This is a genomic window from Streptomyces sp. NBC_00385, from assembly GCF_035917155.1.
In the GTDB taxonomy this organism is placed as follows: domain Bacteria; phylum Actinomycetota; class Actinomycetes; order Streptomycetales; family Streptomycetaceae; genus Streptomyces; species Streptomyces poriferorum.
This window is the reverse complement of sequence record NZ_CP107951.1, coordinates 8,347,425-8,362,582: the sequence shown is the minus strand read 5'-3', so window position 1 is coordinate 8,362,582 and position 15,158 is coordinate 8,347,425. Positions and strand designations below refer to the sequence as shown.

At 70.7% G+C, this 15,158-nt stretch carries 11 protein-coding genes; 8 read left to right on the top strand and 3 right to left on the bottom strand.

The genetic code is table 11. The features are described 5' to 3' along the window. The first annotated feature begins 68 nt into the window (after positions 1-68). Together OG959_RS36940 and OG959_RS36935 are read left to right on the top strand one after the other, a co-directional pair. Positions 69-902 (top strand): PP2C family protein-serine/threonine phosphatase, encoded by an 834-nt coding sequence (locus OG959_RS36940; RefSeq protein ID WP_326665601.1) that lies wholly within the window; start codon positions 69-71, stop codon positions 900-902. Positions 903-965: 63 nt separating this feature from the next. Beyond that, a complete protein-coding gene (locus OG959_RS36935; RefSeq protein ID WP_326666823.1) occupies positions 966-1,961 on the top strand; it encodes an MASE1 domain-containing protein in 996 nt (331 codons plus the stop codon). Positions 1,962-1,983: 22 nt separating this feature from the next. Here OG959_RS36935 and OG959_RS36930 read toward each other — a convergent pair whose 3' ends face one another. Beyond that, entirely contained in the window at positions 1,984-3,243 is a 1,260-nt protein-coding gene (locus OG959_RS36930) for an FAD-binding protein (protein ID WP_326665599.1), read from the bottom strand. A 417-nt stretch (positions 3,244-3,660) separates the two neighbouring features. On the opposite strand from OG959_RS36930, the gene OG959_RS36925 reads away from it, so the two are divergent. Next, positions 3,661-5,163, top strand: a complete 1,503-nt coding sequence (locus tag OG959_RS36925; protein ID WP_326665597.1) for a sugar transferase — start codon at positions 3,661-3,663, stop codon at positions 5,161-5,163. 99 nt (positions 5,164-5,262) lie between these two features. Here OG959_RS36925 and OG959_RS36920 read toward each other — a convergent pair whose 3' ends face one another. Then, positions 5,263-6,246, bottom strand: a complete 984-nt coding sequence (locus OG959_RS36920) for a GDP-L-fucose synthase family protein (protein WP_326665594.1) — start codon at positions 6,244-6,246, stop codon at positions 5,263-5,265. 115 nt (positions 6,247-6,361) lie between these two features. On the opposite strand from OG959_RS36920, the gene gmd reads away from it, so the two are divergent. From gmd to OG959_RS36895, 5 genes are read left to right on the top strand one after another with little or no spacing between them, the layout of a single operon-like run. Beyond that, a complete protein-coding gene (gene gmd / locus OG959_RS36915) occupies positions 6,362-7,375 on the top strand; it encodes a GDP-mannose 4,6-dehydratase (RefSeq protein ID WP_326665592.1) in 1,014 nt (337 codons plus the stop codon). After that, entirely contained in the window at positions 7,372-10,161 is a 2,790-nt protein-coding gene (locus OG959_RS36910; protein WP_326665590.1) for a LamG-like jellyroll fold domain-containing protein, read from the top strand. Before gmd ends, OG959_RS36910 begins: the two co-directional genes overlap by 4 nt. Then, positions 10,158-12,413 (top strand): LamG domain-containing protein, encoded by a 2,256-nt coding sequence (locus OG959_RS36905; RefSeq protein ID WP_326665589.1) that lies wholly within the window; start codon positions 10,158-10,160, stop codon positions 12,411-12,413. Before OG959_RS36910 ends, OG959_RS36905 begins: the two co-directional genes overlap by 4 nt. Continuing rightward, the gene (locus OG959_RS36900; RefSeq protein ID WP_326665588.1) at positions 12,410-13,114 is read left to right on the top strand and encodes a hypothetical protein; all 705 of its coding nucleotides are present in this window, start codon (positions 12,410-12,412) and stop codon (positions 13,112-13,114) included. Before OG959_RS36905 ends, OG959_RS36900 begins: the two co-directional genes overlap by 4 nt. Beyond that, the gene (locus OG959_RS36895; RefSeq protein ID WP_326665586.1) at positions 13,111-13,938 is read left to right on the top strand and encodes a glycosyltransferase family 2 protein; all 828 of its coding nucleotides are present in this window, start codon (positions 13,111-13,113) and stop codon (positions 13,936-13,938) included. The genes OG959_RS36900 and OG959_RS36895 overlap by 4 nt, the downstream gene beginning before the upstream one ends. Before the next feature lies 1 nt (position 13,939). Here the strand turns inward: OG959_RS36895 and OG959_RS36890 are convergent, their stop codons facing one another. Continuing rightward, a complete protein-coding gene (locus OG959_RS36890; RefSeq protein ID WP_326665584.1) occupies positions 13,940-15,103 on the bottom strand; it encodes a glycosyltransferase in 1,164 nt (387 codons plus the stop codon). Positions 15,104-15,158: the final 55 nt, after the last annotated feature.

Below are 15,158 nucleotides of genomic sequence, written 5' to 3'. Positions count from 1 at the left end.
GCGTCGACCTCATGGCTCGACCCGCCCCTGTGGTGCGGACGGCCATCACCTGCCCTGCGGAGCGGCCCATGAACCGGCGTCGTCCTCCCCGCCCGGCCAGTTCCGACGAACTGCTCACCACCCTCCAGGACCTCACCTCGCGGGCGCGCCGGGAGGTGGAGCTGCATCAGGCGCGGGTGGAGCTGGCCGAGGCGTTGCAGCGCGGAATGCTCCCAGCCACCCTTCCCGCGCTGCCCGGCCTGCAGACCGCCGCCCGGTACACCCCCGCGCGCAACGGCCTGGACATCGGCGGCGACTGGTACGACGGGTTCCTGCTGCCGGACGGTTCGCTGGCCTTCGCCATCGGGGACGTGCAGGGCCACGACGTCGAGGCTGCGGCCTTCATGGGCCAGATCCGGATCGCGATGCGCGCGCTGGCGGCCACGGCGGCCGATCCGGGCGAGGTGGTGGGCCGGACCAATGACCTCCTGCTGGGCGTCGACTCCGGTCTCCTGGCGACCTGCACCTTCGTCCGGCTCGATCCGCGGACCCGGGAACTGCAGAGTGCCCGTGCCGGTCATGTGGGCGCGGTGTGGGCCACGGCGGACGGGCGGTCGGGCGTCACGGAGGACGAGGGCGGTCTGCCCCTCGGGATCCAGAGCGGCGAGGAGTACCCGGTGACCACCCGGCGGCTCACAACGGACGGGGCCTTCGTGCTCCTCACCGACGGCGTGATCGAAGGGCCGTCGTACCCGATCGACGAGGGACTGGACGCCGTCGTACGGCTGGTGCGCTCGCGGGTCGGCGACGATGCGGACGAGCTGGCCGACGCGATCCTGGGGACGGCGGAACGTACCGGGCACGAGGACGACGCCGCCGTTCTCGTGCTGCGCCACGCGGCGATTCCCGCCGCCCCCGGATGAGGCCGGGAGAGCGGCGCGTGTCACGCAGCGGCCTCCTGTCACGGCCGGTGTCTCATGAGAACCGTGATCCACAGCGAGAAGAACCGGCTCAGGGCCATGGCTTTACTGCGCGTCCTGGCCGTCGCCGGTGCCTATTACGTGGCCGCGGACCTGGGCCTGCTCCGGCAGGTGACGGTCAACGGGGCGGTGGTCACGCCGCTGTGGCCGCCGACCGGAATCGCGCTGGGTGCCCTGCTGGTCATGGGGCTGCGCGTGTGGCCCGGGATCGCTCTCGGCTCCCTGCTCGTCATCGCCACGCTCAGCGGTTCGGTGTCGGCGTCCACCGCTCTCGTCGTGGCGGGCAACACGCTCGCGCCCGTCTGTGCCTTCCTGCTGCTGCGCGGTGTGGGTTTCCGTCCGGAACTGGCACGGCTGCGCGACGGTGTCGTCCTGGTGTTCCTGGGTGCGATGACCGGCATGGCCATCAGCGCGAGCGCGGGAACCCTGGTACTGCTGGCTGACGGAAAACTGCCCGCGAACGGGTTCTGGCCGGTCTGGGCCGCGTGGTGGGCCGGGGACGTCATGGGCGTCCTCGTGGTCACCCCGCTGCTGCTCGTCCTGCGGCGCCTGCGGATGCCGCGGCTCACCGACCGCTGGATGGAGGGAACCGCGCTGCTGGTCGTCGCGGTGCCGGGCACTCTGCTGGCCACCCGCAGCTCGTTGTCGATGCTCTACCTGGTGTTCCCGATCCTCATCTGGGCGGCGCTGCGCTTCCAGCTCCCGGGCAGCGCTCCGTGCGCCCTGCTGATCTCGGTCCTGGCGGTGGTCGCGGGGACGGACAGGGTGGGCCCGTTCACGGACCACACCATGCTCGAGGTCATGGTCAACCTCACGGTCCTGAACGGGGCCGTCTCGCTGACCGCGCTGCTGCTGGCCGCCCTCGTCGCCGAACAGCAGACCGTCCGGCACCGGATCGAGCGTGCCTGCGAGGAACTGGCCGACCTGGTGGACCAGCTCGCCCCGGGCCGATCGGCGGCCGCCTGGCCGTCCCGGTCGAGGGACGAACGCGAGAGCCGCTGATCCACCCGGGAGGCGGGCCGGGTCACGGCCGGAAGTGCCGGTCCAGGAAGTCGTTGCGGAACATGCCCTCGGGGTCGTAGCGGGTCATCAGCCGCTCGAAGTCCTCGTACCGCCCGTACAGCGCGCGCAGGACGCCGGGATCGGTGCCGAAGACCTTCCCCCAGTGCGGGCGGGCACCGAACGGAGCCAGCGCCTCCTCGATATCCGCGAGCACCGGTGCGACGGCCGCGCCGTCGGGGACCCAGGTGAAGTGGAAGGCCACCGAGTCCCGGCCGGACGCGGGACTCAGCCACAGGTCGTCGCCCGCCACGGTACGGATCTCGGAGATCTGGAGCAGCGGCGTGATCCGCTCGCGGAGCCGGGCCACGGCCTCGTACGCCGCTGCGGCGTCCTCCCGGGCCACGAAGTACTCGGACTGCAGCTCGTCGCCGTTGCTGGGGGTGAACTCCAGCCGGAAGTGCGGCAGCCGTCGGTGCCACGGCCCGGGGACACCCTGCTGACGGGTGCAGTTCCCGGCCGGCACCCCGGGGATCGGGTGGCGCGGGCCGTCGGCGAGCCGCGCGCCGAGCCATGCGGCCGGCGCCTGCTGCGTCCCCTCGTCCCCCACCCGCTGCTTGAGCCACACCTGTCCCACGGGGCCCGGCCGCCAGTCGGTGAAGACGCTGACGCTGTACGCGGCCGACATCACCTCGTCGAACCGGCCGGTCAGCACGGACTCGGGCAGGTCCTCGTAGACCCACTGCCGTACGTCGAAGGCGTCCACCAGGTCGAGGGTCAGCCGGGTCACCACGCCCAGGGCGCCCAGGGACACCACCGCACCCGGAAAGTCGTCGTCACCGCGCCGCAGGGTGGCCGTCCCGCCGTCCGCCGTCACCATGTCGAGGGACCGGACCGCCCCCGCGAGGGAGCGGTTCGCCACACCCGAACCGTGGGTTCCGGTCGCGCAGGCACCGGCCACCGAGATGTGCGGCAGCGAGCCCAGATTGTGCAGGGCGAAGCCGCTCCCGTTCAGCTCGGCGGCGAACTCACCGAACCGGAGCCCCGCGCTGACCGTGACCGCCCGCGCCTCCCGGTCGATGTCGACCACCCGCGGCAGTCCGGCCACGGACACGAGGTCCCCGGTGGTGTCGGCCACCGTGTTGAACGAGTGCCGGGTGCCCAGGGCGCGCACCGTGGTGGAGGCGGCGACCGTTTCCCGCAGCTCGGCCTCGGTACGGGGGATACACACCCGCCTCGCCCCGAACGTGATGTTGCCGGCCCAGTTCGTCTCCGCGGGAGTCACCGTGCGTTCCTCTTTCGCTCGTGCCGGGCGCTGTTCCCCGGCACCGCATTCTCCCAGACGGCAGCGCGTGTCACGGCGGCGAGCAGGGTGTCCCACCCAACCCTGCCGCCGCTGACGGCAGTTGGCGGGCAGTCGTACATATCCGCACACCATCCGATTCCGGTGCGTCCCAAATACCAACAGCCGCCCACAGAACCTGAGATCCAGTACGGAACGGGACGAGTTCCGGTGCGATCGGCCTGTCTGAACTTCACGGGAACTCCAGCGAAATGGCACGTGTGTGGATATCGTGCACCGAGCGAGGGCGCATCCGTCAGTCCACAGGATCGGCGGATGCGCCCCGTTTGTGGCAATGCAACTGTGACTGGGGGGTTCATGGGGCATGTCGAGCTACCCGAATCCGAAATATCAGGACCCGTGGGACTGGCGGGGGCGCCTCGTCCACGGACCGCATCGCACCGGCCTCGCCGCCAGGACTTCGACCGCCTGCGGCAGGGCCCGACCGTACAGCGCGACCGTTCCGACCGGCCCGGGCCGAAGAACAGACCCGGCCGGTATCTGCCACTCGTCATCGCCTTCGACCTCTTCGGCCTGGGGATTCCCGCCTGGCTCGTCCTGCGCACCGACGGACAGCCCAGGGCCCTGGCCGGCGCGGCGGCCGCCGCGATGGTGTGGTCCGGCGTGCGGGCCGTGCGCGGCCGGTACACGGCACGGGACACGGTCCGGCCTCCGGGCGCGCTGACCGCCACCGGCGACTGGCTGCTGCTCATCGGGCTGATGGCGGTGCTCTGGACCGCTGTCGACGGCACCATCGACCCGGCGACGGCCGTCGTGGCCCTGGTCCCGGGCCTGCTGGCGACGGCGGCGGCGTCCGGAGCGCGGCGGCTGCCGTGGTCCGGGCGGCGCAGGACGGCCCGCCGCGTCCTGGTGGTGGGCGAGGCCGCCGGGGTGGACCGGGCGGTGCGGCTGCTCGCCGCCCGGTCGGACCACGGCTACCTCGTGGTGGCCGCCGTGCCCGTCGGGACGACGGCCCTGACCTGCGAGGCACCGGTGCCGGGTCGGCTCGCGCCGCAGCCGGCCGACGACGACGCCTCGACGGTGCTGGGTGCGGCATTCGCCCACGAGGCGGACCTGGCGCTGGTGGTGCCGGGGCCGCAGCTCGCCGAGGAGCGGTTACGGCAGCTGTCTTGGGGGCTGCACGACGGCGGGCTCGACCTGTCGGTGCTCTCGCACCTCTCGGAGATCACCGAAAGCCGGGTCCGGCCCTCGTCGGCCGCAGGGCTGACCCTGCTCCACATAGTGCCGCCCCTGCGGCGCGGTCCGCAGCAGGCCCTCAAGGCCGCGGTGGACCGCACCGGCGCCGCGCTCGGCCTGATCGCACTGGCCCCGCTGCTGGTGGCGGTCGCCGTCTCGGTCCGGTTCACCTCGGCCGGGCCGGTCTTCCACCGGCAGATCCGTCAGGGGCAGCACAACCAGCCGTTCACCATGTGGAAGTTCCGCACGATGGTGGTGGACGCCGAACAGCACAAGGCGCGGCTGGTGACAGCGAACGAGAACGACGGCCCGATGTTCAAGATGCGCCGGGACCCCCGGGTGACCCGCATCGGCCGGCTGTTGCGCCGCTCGTCCCTCGACGAGCTGCCCCAGCTCTTCAACGTGCTGCGGGGTGACATGTCCCTGGTCGGCCCACGGCCGCCGTTGCCCGACGAGGTGTCGCGCTACGACGAGCGTGAGCTCAGGCGGCTCGCCGTCAGGCCGGGACTGACCGGGCTCTGGCAGGTCAGCGGGCGATCCGACCTGTCCTGGCAGGAAACCGTGTCACTCGACCTGTGGTACGTCGACAACTGGTCGGTGGCCACGGACGTGGGACTCATGGCCCGTACGCTGCGCGCCGTCACCGACGGCCGCGGGGCCTACTGAGGGCGGGCGGCACGCATGAGAGGGAAGAGAGCGGGCCGGGTGGAGGGCCGCACTGCCGCGGCCGTCCACCCGGCCCGGGCGCCCGGTGCCGGAGGCCGGTCAGGCCTGTGCGCCCTGCTGGTCCAGCCACCAGGCATAGGTCCGGGCGATTCCGTCACGCAGCGGGACGTGCGGCTTGAAGCCGAGGGAGGACAGCCGGGACACGTCCAGAAGCTTGCGCGGTGTGCCGTCCGGCTTGGCCGTGTCCCACTCGACCTGGCCCTGATACGACGTCACATCGGCGACTGTGGAAGCGAGTTCGCGGATCGTCAGGTCCTCGCCGGAGCCCACGTTGACGGGTGCGTCACCGTCGTACCGCTCCAGCAGCAGGACGCAGGCGGCGGCCAGGTCGTCGACGTGCAGGAACTCCCGGCGGGGGCTGCCCGAGCCCCAGAGCGTGACGGCCGGGGCGTCGCCCTGCCGTGCCTCGTGGAAGCGGCGGATCAGAGCGGGCAGGACGTGCGAGGTCTCCAGGTCGAAGTTGTCACCCGGTCCGTAGAGATTGGTGGGCATGGCGCTGATGTACGCGGCACCGTACTGACGGCGGTAGGACTGGACCTGCACGATTCCGGCGATCTTCGCGAGGGCGTAGGCCTCGTTGGTCGGCTCCAGCGGGCCGGTGAGCAGCGCGGACTCGGGTATGGGCTGCGGGGCCAGCTTGGGGTAGATGCAGGACGAGCCGAGGAAGAGCAGCCGCTCGGTCCCGGCGGTGTGCGCGCCCGCGATCACGCTCAGCTGGATGCGCAGGTTGTCCTCGATGAACTGCACGGGATACGTGCTGTTGGCCATGATTCCGCCGACCTTGGCGGCGGCCAGCACCACGGCGTCGGGGCGGGCGTCGCGCAGGAAGGCCCCGGTGCGCTCGGCGTCGCGCAGGTCGAGGAACTCGCGCCCGCGGGTGATCACTTCATGACCGTCGGCGGTCAGGCGCCGCACCAGCGCCGAGCCCACGAGACCGCGGTGGCCGGCGACGAACACACGGGCGCCGGGGCGTAGCAGGGACGGGACGGATTCCTGGGGAGGGCCGGGGAGATCAGTCGTCATGGCTCGGATTGTGCCAGCAGCTGTATGACGCGGTGACGTTTTACCGCAGATCGCTCAAACTCTGAAATTTCGGTGTTGCCCGTCCGCCTCTCAGGCGGCCGCAGAAGGGGGAGACATGGCGAAGACCGCGCTCATCACCGGCGTGACCGGACAGGACGGTTCGTACCTGTCCGAGCTGCTGCTCCAGAAGGGATACACGGTCCACGGACTCATACGCCGCTCGTCGAGTTTCAACACCGAGCGGATCGACCACATCTACCAGGGGCCGGAGGAGGAGAACCGCTCGTTCGTGCTGCACCACGCCGATCTCGCCGACGGGGTAGCCCTGGTGAACCTGCTGCGCGACATCCGCCCCGACGAGGTCTACAACCTCGGCGCGCAGTCGCACGTCCGGGTCTCCTTCGACGCCCCCCTGTACACGGGTGACGTCACCGGTCTCGGGACGATCCGGCTGCTGGAGGCCGTGCGGGCCAGCGGCATCGACACCCGGGTCTACCAGGCGTCCTCCTCGGAGATGTTCGGCGCCAATCCGCCGCCGCAGAACGAGCAGACCCCCTTCCATCCGCGCAGCCCGTACAGCGTCGCCAAGGTGTACTCGTACTGGGCGACCGTCAACTACCGCGAGGCGTACGGGATGTTCGCGGTCAACGGCATCCTGTTCAACCACGAGTCGCCCCGCCGCGGGGAGACCTTCGTGACCCGGAAGATCACTCGTGGCGTGGCCCGGATCAAGGCGGGACTGCAGACGCATCTGCATCTGGGCAACCTGGAGGCGGTGCGTGACTGGGGGTACGCCCCCGAGTACGTCGACGCGATGTGGCGGATGCTGCAGTGCGACACCCCGGACGACTACGTGGTGGCGACCGGTGAGGGTGTCAGCGTCCGGCAGTTCCTGGAGTACGCCTTCGAGCACGCCGGTCTCGACTGGCGCGAGCATGTCCGCTACGACGCGAAGTACGAGCGCCCCAGTGAGGTCGACGCGCTGATCGGGGACGCGTCCAAGGCCGCGGAGCTGCTGGGCTGGAAGCCTGCCGTGAAGTCGCAGGAGCTGGCCCGGATCATGGTCGACGCCGATGTCCGGCAGCTGGCCGATCAGCTCACCGGAGCAGCTGTGCGGGTGGACCGATGAGATATCCCGGACGTCTCAGACGCAGCCGCGGCGGTGTGTTCGCCGCCGTCCTCGCGCTCACGGGCGGGGTCCTGACCGCTTCCGCGGTGACCGCTCCCGCGGCCGCCGCGCTCACCGATCCGGTCGGCTTCACGGCCGACCACCTCGCCACGTACCAGACGAACGGCATCGTCTGGTCGCTCGCCGAGGCGAACGGGGTCGTCTACGCGGGCGGCACCTTCACCAACGTCCGCCCGGCGGGCTCCCCCGCAGGCAGCAACACCAGATCCGCCGTCAACTTCGCCGCGTTCGACGCGGCCACCGGGGCGCCCACCGGCTGTTCGCTCTCCTTCACCCGCTCCAGCGGCACCGCGACGGTACGGGCGCTCGCGGTCTCCCCCGACAAGTCCACGCTGTACGCGGGTGGTTACTTCAACGCGGTCAACGGGACGCCGGCCAACGGTCTTGTCGCCGTCAACACCGCCACCTGCACCCTGCGTCCGGGTTTCGCTCCGGACTTCGGGGCGACCGTGCGGGCACTCGACGTGGCCGCGAACGGCACCGTCTACGCGGGCGGCGACTTCCAGAGCGTCAACGGGCAGACCCGCCGCTTCTTCGGCGCGGTCACGGCCGCCGGTGCGCTGACGGCCTGGAACCCGGACGCCGATGATCCCGGACGGACGCTGAAGGTCACTCCGGACGGGCAGAGCGTGCTCATCGGCGGGGACTTCTTCACGGTGGGCGGGGCGAACTCGCACGCGCTCGCGGTGACCGCCGCCGGCACCGGGGCGCTGACCCGCGCTTATCCGAACAACTTCATCCCGTCGTCCGCCGTGATCAAGGACATCGTCACGGACTCCGTCTCCGGCGGCTGGTACGTGGGCGGCGAAGGGGCCGGCGGCGCCTCGTTCGACGGCAGGCTCGCGATGGATCTCACCACGTTCGACCAGCGCTGGCGGGACACCTGTCAGGGTGCCACGCAGGCGCTGCGGGTCTACCGGGGGGTGCTGTACGCGGGCAGCCACGTCCATGACTGTTCCACCATGGGCGGCTTCCCCAACCAGGTCCGCAAGCACCTGACCGCACAGGCCGTCGACGATCCGGCGATGCTCGGCTGGCTGCCGGACACCAACGACGGCATCGGTGAGCCGGTGGGGCCGCGCGCGCTGACCGTCTCGTCCCGCGGCGGACACGACTACCTGTGGGTGGGCGGCGAGTTCACCACGGTCAACGGGGTCGCCCAGCAGGCCCTGACCCGGTTCGCCGACTCGCCGGACACCGGGGCACCGTCCGCACCGGTGGTCAGCCTCTCCGCGCCGCGGGCCGGTGAGGTGCGGGTGAGCTGGCGTTCGAGCCTGGACCTGGACGACAGCCGGCTCACCTACCGGGTGTACCGCGACGGCGGCTCGACGCCGGTCCACACGACGACGGGTTCCTCGCTCTTCTTCAGCCGACCGCAGCTGACCTTCACCGACACGAACGTCGTGGCGGGCCGCGCCTACTCCTACCGGATCACCGCGAGCGACGGCACCAACACCAGCGCCCTCTCCGCCAACGCCTCGGTCACCGCGGCCGGTTCGGCGAGTCCGTACGCGGAGCGCGTGCTCGCCGACGGAGCGGAGCTCTACTGGCGTTACGACGAGGCGGGCGGCGCCTTCGCCTCGGACGCCTCGGACAACGACGACGGCGGGGTGTTCGTGAACACCCCGTCGTACCGTTCGACGCCGCCCGCCGTGACCGGCTCCACTGCGCTCACCCTCAACGGCACCGACGAGTACGTCTACAGCGACCAGCTGCATCACTACACCTCACCCACCCCGTACTCCATCGAGACGTGGTTCCGTACGAGCACGACCCGCGGCGGGCGCCTCGTCGGCTACGGCAGCAACATCGGTACCGCTCAGGGGCACACCAGCGGAATCTCCGACAAGATCCTGTATCTCACCGACAACGGGCGCCTCGCCTTCGGGGTCCAGGCCGGCAGCTCCAGCAGCCGCCCGACGATCACCTCCACCGCGTCCTACAACGACAACACCTGGCACCACGTGGTCGCCACCCAGGGCCCGTCCGGCATGCGGCTCTACGTGGACGGGGCGCAGGCCGGCACCAACGCCGCCACCGGCAACCGCTCGTACAACGGGTACTGGCGGGTCGGCGGGGACGCCATGGCCACGGCCTGGCCCAACCGTCCGACCAGCACCTACTTCGCGGGGCAGGTCGACGAGACCGCCGTCTATCCCTCCGCGCTGACCGCCGCCCAGGTGGCCGCGCACCACGATCTGGCGGACACCCCGCCCGGTCCCGGGGACACCACGCTCACGCTGACGCCGACGGAGGACGCGTACGTCAACGGGGTCGCCGCGAACACCACGTACAACGACAACCAGCTCGCCTCCCGGGGCACCACGCCGTACCTCGGCTACCTCCGTTTCGCCCTGCCCGCCGCCCCGGCCGGGCAGGAACTGACGAGTGCCCGGCTCACCTTCCGTACCTCGTCGGACTCCACGGCGGGCTCGGCCGAACCCCACACACTCGTGCCGGTCACCGGCGCGTGGACCGAGTCGGCGGTCACCTACAACACCCGCCCGTCACTCGCCCCGACGGTGCTGGGCACGATCTCCGGCGCAACCGCCGTCTCCACCGACTACTCGGTGGAGCTGAACGCGCCGGTACTGGGCGGGGCCCTGGGCTCCGCCTACTCACTCGCTCTGACCAGCAGCGGGACGGACAGTCTCCGCATCTGGTCCGGCGAAGTCGCAACCGCGGCCTACCGGCCGCAGCTCGTTCTCACCTTCGGAGCTGAATGATGAACGAAAGTACGGGGCGCAGACGCGGCGCCCACGGCCGCGCGCGTGCCGCGGCCGCCGCGCTCTGCCTGCTCGCCGGGGCCCTGAGCGCCGCTGCCGGGGGTTCCCCTGCAGCGGCCCTCACCCCACCGGTCTCGATCACGGCGGACGACCTGACCACCTGGCAGACCAACGGCATCGTCTGGTCGATGGCCGCCTCCGCCGACGGGGTGGTCTACGCGGGCGGCACCTTCTCCACCGTGAGGCCGCCGGACGCACCGGCCGGTACGTCCGAGCAGCCGGCGGTGAACTTCGCGGCGTTCGATGCCGCGAGCGGGGCGCCTACGGGATGCAGCCTGTCGTTCACCCTTTCCTCCGGTACGGCGACCGTGCGGTCCCTCGTCCTGTCCCCGGACGGCGACACCCTTTACGCGGGCGGCCAGTTCGGCGCGGTCAACGGGGTCGGGGTCAGCAACATCGCGGCCGTCGACACGGCCACGTGCACCCCGCGCGAGAACTTCAAGGTCGCTGTGTCCGCGACCGTGCGGGCGCTCGCCGTCACCGATGACACCGTCTATCTCGGCGGTGACTTCAACAGTGTCGCGGGGCAGACCCGCAACAAGTTCGCGGCCGTGACCACCGGCGCCCAGCTCAAGCCGTTCACCGCGAACACGGACGAGGTGGGCCGGGCCGTGGAGGTCACCCCCGACGGCTCGCACGTGGTGATCGGCGGGGACTTCTTCACCGTCAACGGGACGAACTCGCATGCGCTGGCCGTGGTCGACGCCACGACGGGCGCCCTGGACAAGAGCTATCCGGGGTTCATTCCGAACACCTCGACGGTGCAGGACCTGACGTCGGACGCCACCCAGTTCTACACCGCCAACGAAGGCACCGGGGGCGGTGTCTTCGACGGCCGGATCGCCCTCGACCTGGGCACGTTCTCCCAGGTCTGGCGCGACACGTGCCTGGGTGCCACGCAGGCACTGCTGGTGCACAACGGGGTGCTGTACAGCGGCAGTCACGCCCATGACTGCGCGTCCATGGGCGAGTTCCCCGACCAGCCGCGCAAGCACCTGCTGGCGCAGGCGGTCGACGACCCGAAGCTGCTGCCATGGTTCCCGGACACCAATGACGGGATCGGGGAGCCCGTCGGTCCGCGCGTGATGGCGCAGACGGACAAGGGCGGCCGTCACTATCTGTGGGTAGGCGGCGAGTTCACCACGGTCAACGGCTCGGCGCAGCAGGGGCTGACCCGGTTCGCCGACGGTCCCGACACGGGGGCGCCGTGGGTTCCCAACGCCAGTGTCTCCACGGTCCGCCCGGGCGAGGTGGACGTGAACTGGCAGACCAGCTTCGACACCGACGACGGGGAGCTGACCTACCGGATCTACAAGGACGGCGCGAGCACTCCTGTGCACACCGTCACGGGCTTCTCGGTGTTCTGGAACCGTCCCCAACTCACGTGGACGGACCGGACCGTGGCACCTGGTGAGACGCACACCTACCGGATCAGCGCGAGCGACGGCACCAACACCAGCGCCAAGTCGCCGGCGGTGACAGCGGTCGTGGCGTCCGCGTCGGAGGCGTATCCCGCCCGGGTGATCGCCGACGGTGCTTCGCTGTACTGGCGCTACGACGAGGCCACCTCGACGTTCGCCGCCGACGCCTCGGGCAATCTGAACAACGGCTTCCTGCGCAACGCGCCCTCCTACCGCCAGACTCCGGCGGCGATCTCCGGTCCGTCGACCGCCATCGGCTTCAACGGCACGGACGAGTACGCCTACAGCAACCGGAGGCACGCCCAGCCGGCCACTTTCTCCTTGGAGACCTGGATCAGGACGACGACCACCAGGGGAGGGAAGATCATCGGCTTCGGCAACCTGACCATGGAGAACAGCGGCCAGTACGACAAGCACGTCTACATGCGCAACGACGGGCGGCTGATGTTCGGGGTCTACAGCGGTGGCACCCGGACCGTGGCCACCTCCGCCGCGTACAACGACGGGGCCTGGCACCACGTGGTGGCCACCCAGGGCTCCGGCGGCATGGCGCTCTACGTCGACGGGCAGCTCCGCGCCTCCAACCCGCTGTACACCGGCAACGAGAGCTACCCGGGCTACTGGCGGGTCGGCGGGGACAATCTGGCGAGCTGGCCGAACCGCCCGACCAGTAACTTCTTCGCCGGGCAGATCGACGAGACGGCGGTCTATCCGACCGCGCTGAGCAGCTCGAAGGTCGCCGCCCACTACGCACTGAGGACGGGTGGATGAGGTATCCGTTCCTGGCCGGTGCCGCCGTCGTCGTCATGACGGCGGCGCTGGCCGCCTGCGGTTCGTCCTCCGGCGACACGGGCGGGGAGAAGCCGGCCGCAGCCGGCCCCGCGGCGTCGTCGGGGGTGGCCTCATCGGGGCCGGAGGCCGGATCCCGGAGTCCTTCCGCCACGGATCCGCAGGCTTCAGCGACCAGCGAGCAGCCGAAGATCCCCGCAGGCGAACTCACCCCGGCCACTGGCACGTTCACCAAGAAGCAGAAGGAGTACCTCGTCGACCGCGTGCCCAGGGGAATGGACCCCGCGGCCGTGCTCCAGACCGGCCAGGAGACCTGCGACCGGCTGACGTATCTCGTCAAGGTGGACCGGGACACGGCCGTCGGCGCCATCGTCACCGGTGAGATCGCCGACGCGAAGCCCGCCGTCGAGCACCTGTGCGTGCAGCACAAGGAGCTGGTGGAGCGGGCCTCCGGGGGGTACGCCGACGGCACGCACGAGGGCAAGGTGCTCCGTGCGGGGCGCTACCGCGACGTCTCCCCCACCATGACCTGCAGTTGGCAGGTCACCGGGGCGAACGGCAAGAACCTCGTGTCGGGGTCCTCCGACGACGGCGGGCGGACCGTGATCACGATCCCGGAGGCGGCCCGCGCCTTCACCTCCACAGGCTGCTACGCCTGGCTGCCCGAAGGAGACAACGGATGAGCAGACTGCCGATAGCCGTGGCGATCCCCACGAAGAACGAGGGGCTCAACATCGCCGAGGCGGTGAAGTCGGTCCTCGGCCACTTCGAGGCGGTCGTCGTCGTCGACTCGCACAGCACCGACGACACGGCGAAGATCGCCGCGGAGTGCGGGGCCGAGGTCGTGATGTACACCTGGGACGGCGGGCACCCCAGGAAGAAGCAGTGGTGTCTGGACCATGTCCGCACGGACCTGGACTGGATCCTGCTGCTCGACGGCGACGAACGGCTGAGTCCGGGCCTGCTGGCCGAACTGCGGCAGATCTTCGCCGATCCGGACGCGCCCCGGCCGGCCGCGTACGACATCCCGCTGGGGTACTGGTTCTCGGGGAAGCGGCTGCGGCACGGGTACACCATCCGCAAGCGCTCACTGACCGATCGCACCCGCAGCCGCTACCCGGAGGTGGGCGATCTCGACGCTCCGGGCATCGGCGAGGTGGAGGGGCACTACCAGCCGGTCGCGGAGAGCGCGGGATCCCTCCGCAATCCGATCGAGCACCAGGATCTCGATCCGGTGACCGCCTGGTTCGAGCGGCACAACAGGTACTCGGACTGGGAGGCGTGGCTGGAGCACCACCCCGACGTCAAGGAACAGGTGCGCAGGGTCAAGTCGCGGCAGGGGCAGCTGTTCCACAAGGCGCCGTTCAAACCGCTGGTGTCCTTCGCGTACATGTACGTGTACCGGCGGGGCTTCCTGGACGGGCGGGCGGGGCTCGACTTCGCCCTGGCGATGAGCTTCTACCGGTGGCAGATCGCGCTCAAGTCACGGGAGAATCCGTCTCCTTGACTCATCGGAGCTTCCGGCGGGCCACCACGTCCTCATAGGTCCGCCGGAGCGTCCGGGTCACGACGTCGATGGTGAAGTGTTCGTTGACCAACTCCCAGGCGGCCTTTCCCGCTGCGGCGTTGGCCTCGGGATCCAGCAGTTCCAGGACCGCCTGCGCGACCTTCCGCGCGTTGGCACCGTCCTCGCCCACCCGGCTGTCGATCACCCGGCCGGCTCCGGACCGGGCCACGTCCGGGCCGAGGCCGCAGGTCCGGGTGATGACCACCGGGGTGCCGACGGACATCGCTTCGAGGACCGAGACGCCGAGGGGTTCCTCGATCGAGGGCAGGACATACACATCGGCCTGCCGTCCTGCGGCCAGTACCTCTTCGTGGTCCAGCGCTCCGACGTGGTCGAGCGAGTCCCGCACACCCAGGCTGCCGGCCAGTCGCAGGGTGCCGGGGAGTGCGCCGGTGTCGGGCCCTGCCAGGACGAACCTCGCGTCCGGGTGTTTCGCCAGGACCGCGGGCATCGCGGCCACGAAGTCCTCCGGGCGCTTGCGCTCCTGGATCCGGGCGAGGAAGAGAACGGTCGGCGGGCGGGCCGGATCGCGGGCGGGCTTGAACTCCTGCGGGCGCACGCCGTTGACCAGGCGCACGGTCCTGGTGAGCGCGACGGGGGCGGCGACGGCGTTCACATCGGCGCGTTCGGCTTCGGTCAGATGGAGCACCGCGTCCGCGCCGCGCAGGACCTTCCGTACGCCCAGCAGGTCCGTCAACTGCGCCACCCGCTTCTCGGTGGGGTCCACCATGCCGTGTGTCTGCACGACGAGCGGGGTCCGGGTGGCCAGAGCGAGGAGCGCGGCGGGCAGCGTCACCAGGTCGCGCATCAGATGGACGTGTACGAGGTCGGCGCCGCGCATCATGCGGTGCGCGGCCCGCAGCAGGGCTCCCGAGGTGATCCCGCTGACCTCGAACATCGGCAGCAGGTGGCGGGCCTGGAAGAGGTGGACGGGCACGCCCTCCACCTCGCCGGGCAGGGGGCCCTCGAATCCGTCGCCCAGGGCCATGATCCGGGCGTCGTCGCCCCCGGCCCGCTGGACCTTCGACAGGTTCAGGGCCACCCGGGTCGGACCGCCGAACGCATGGTCCGGGGTGTGCAGTGTGACGATGTGCAGGATCTTCACCAGGGTTCCCCTCGACCTCGGCCGGCTGTTCACAGACTAGTCATCACATCACCTC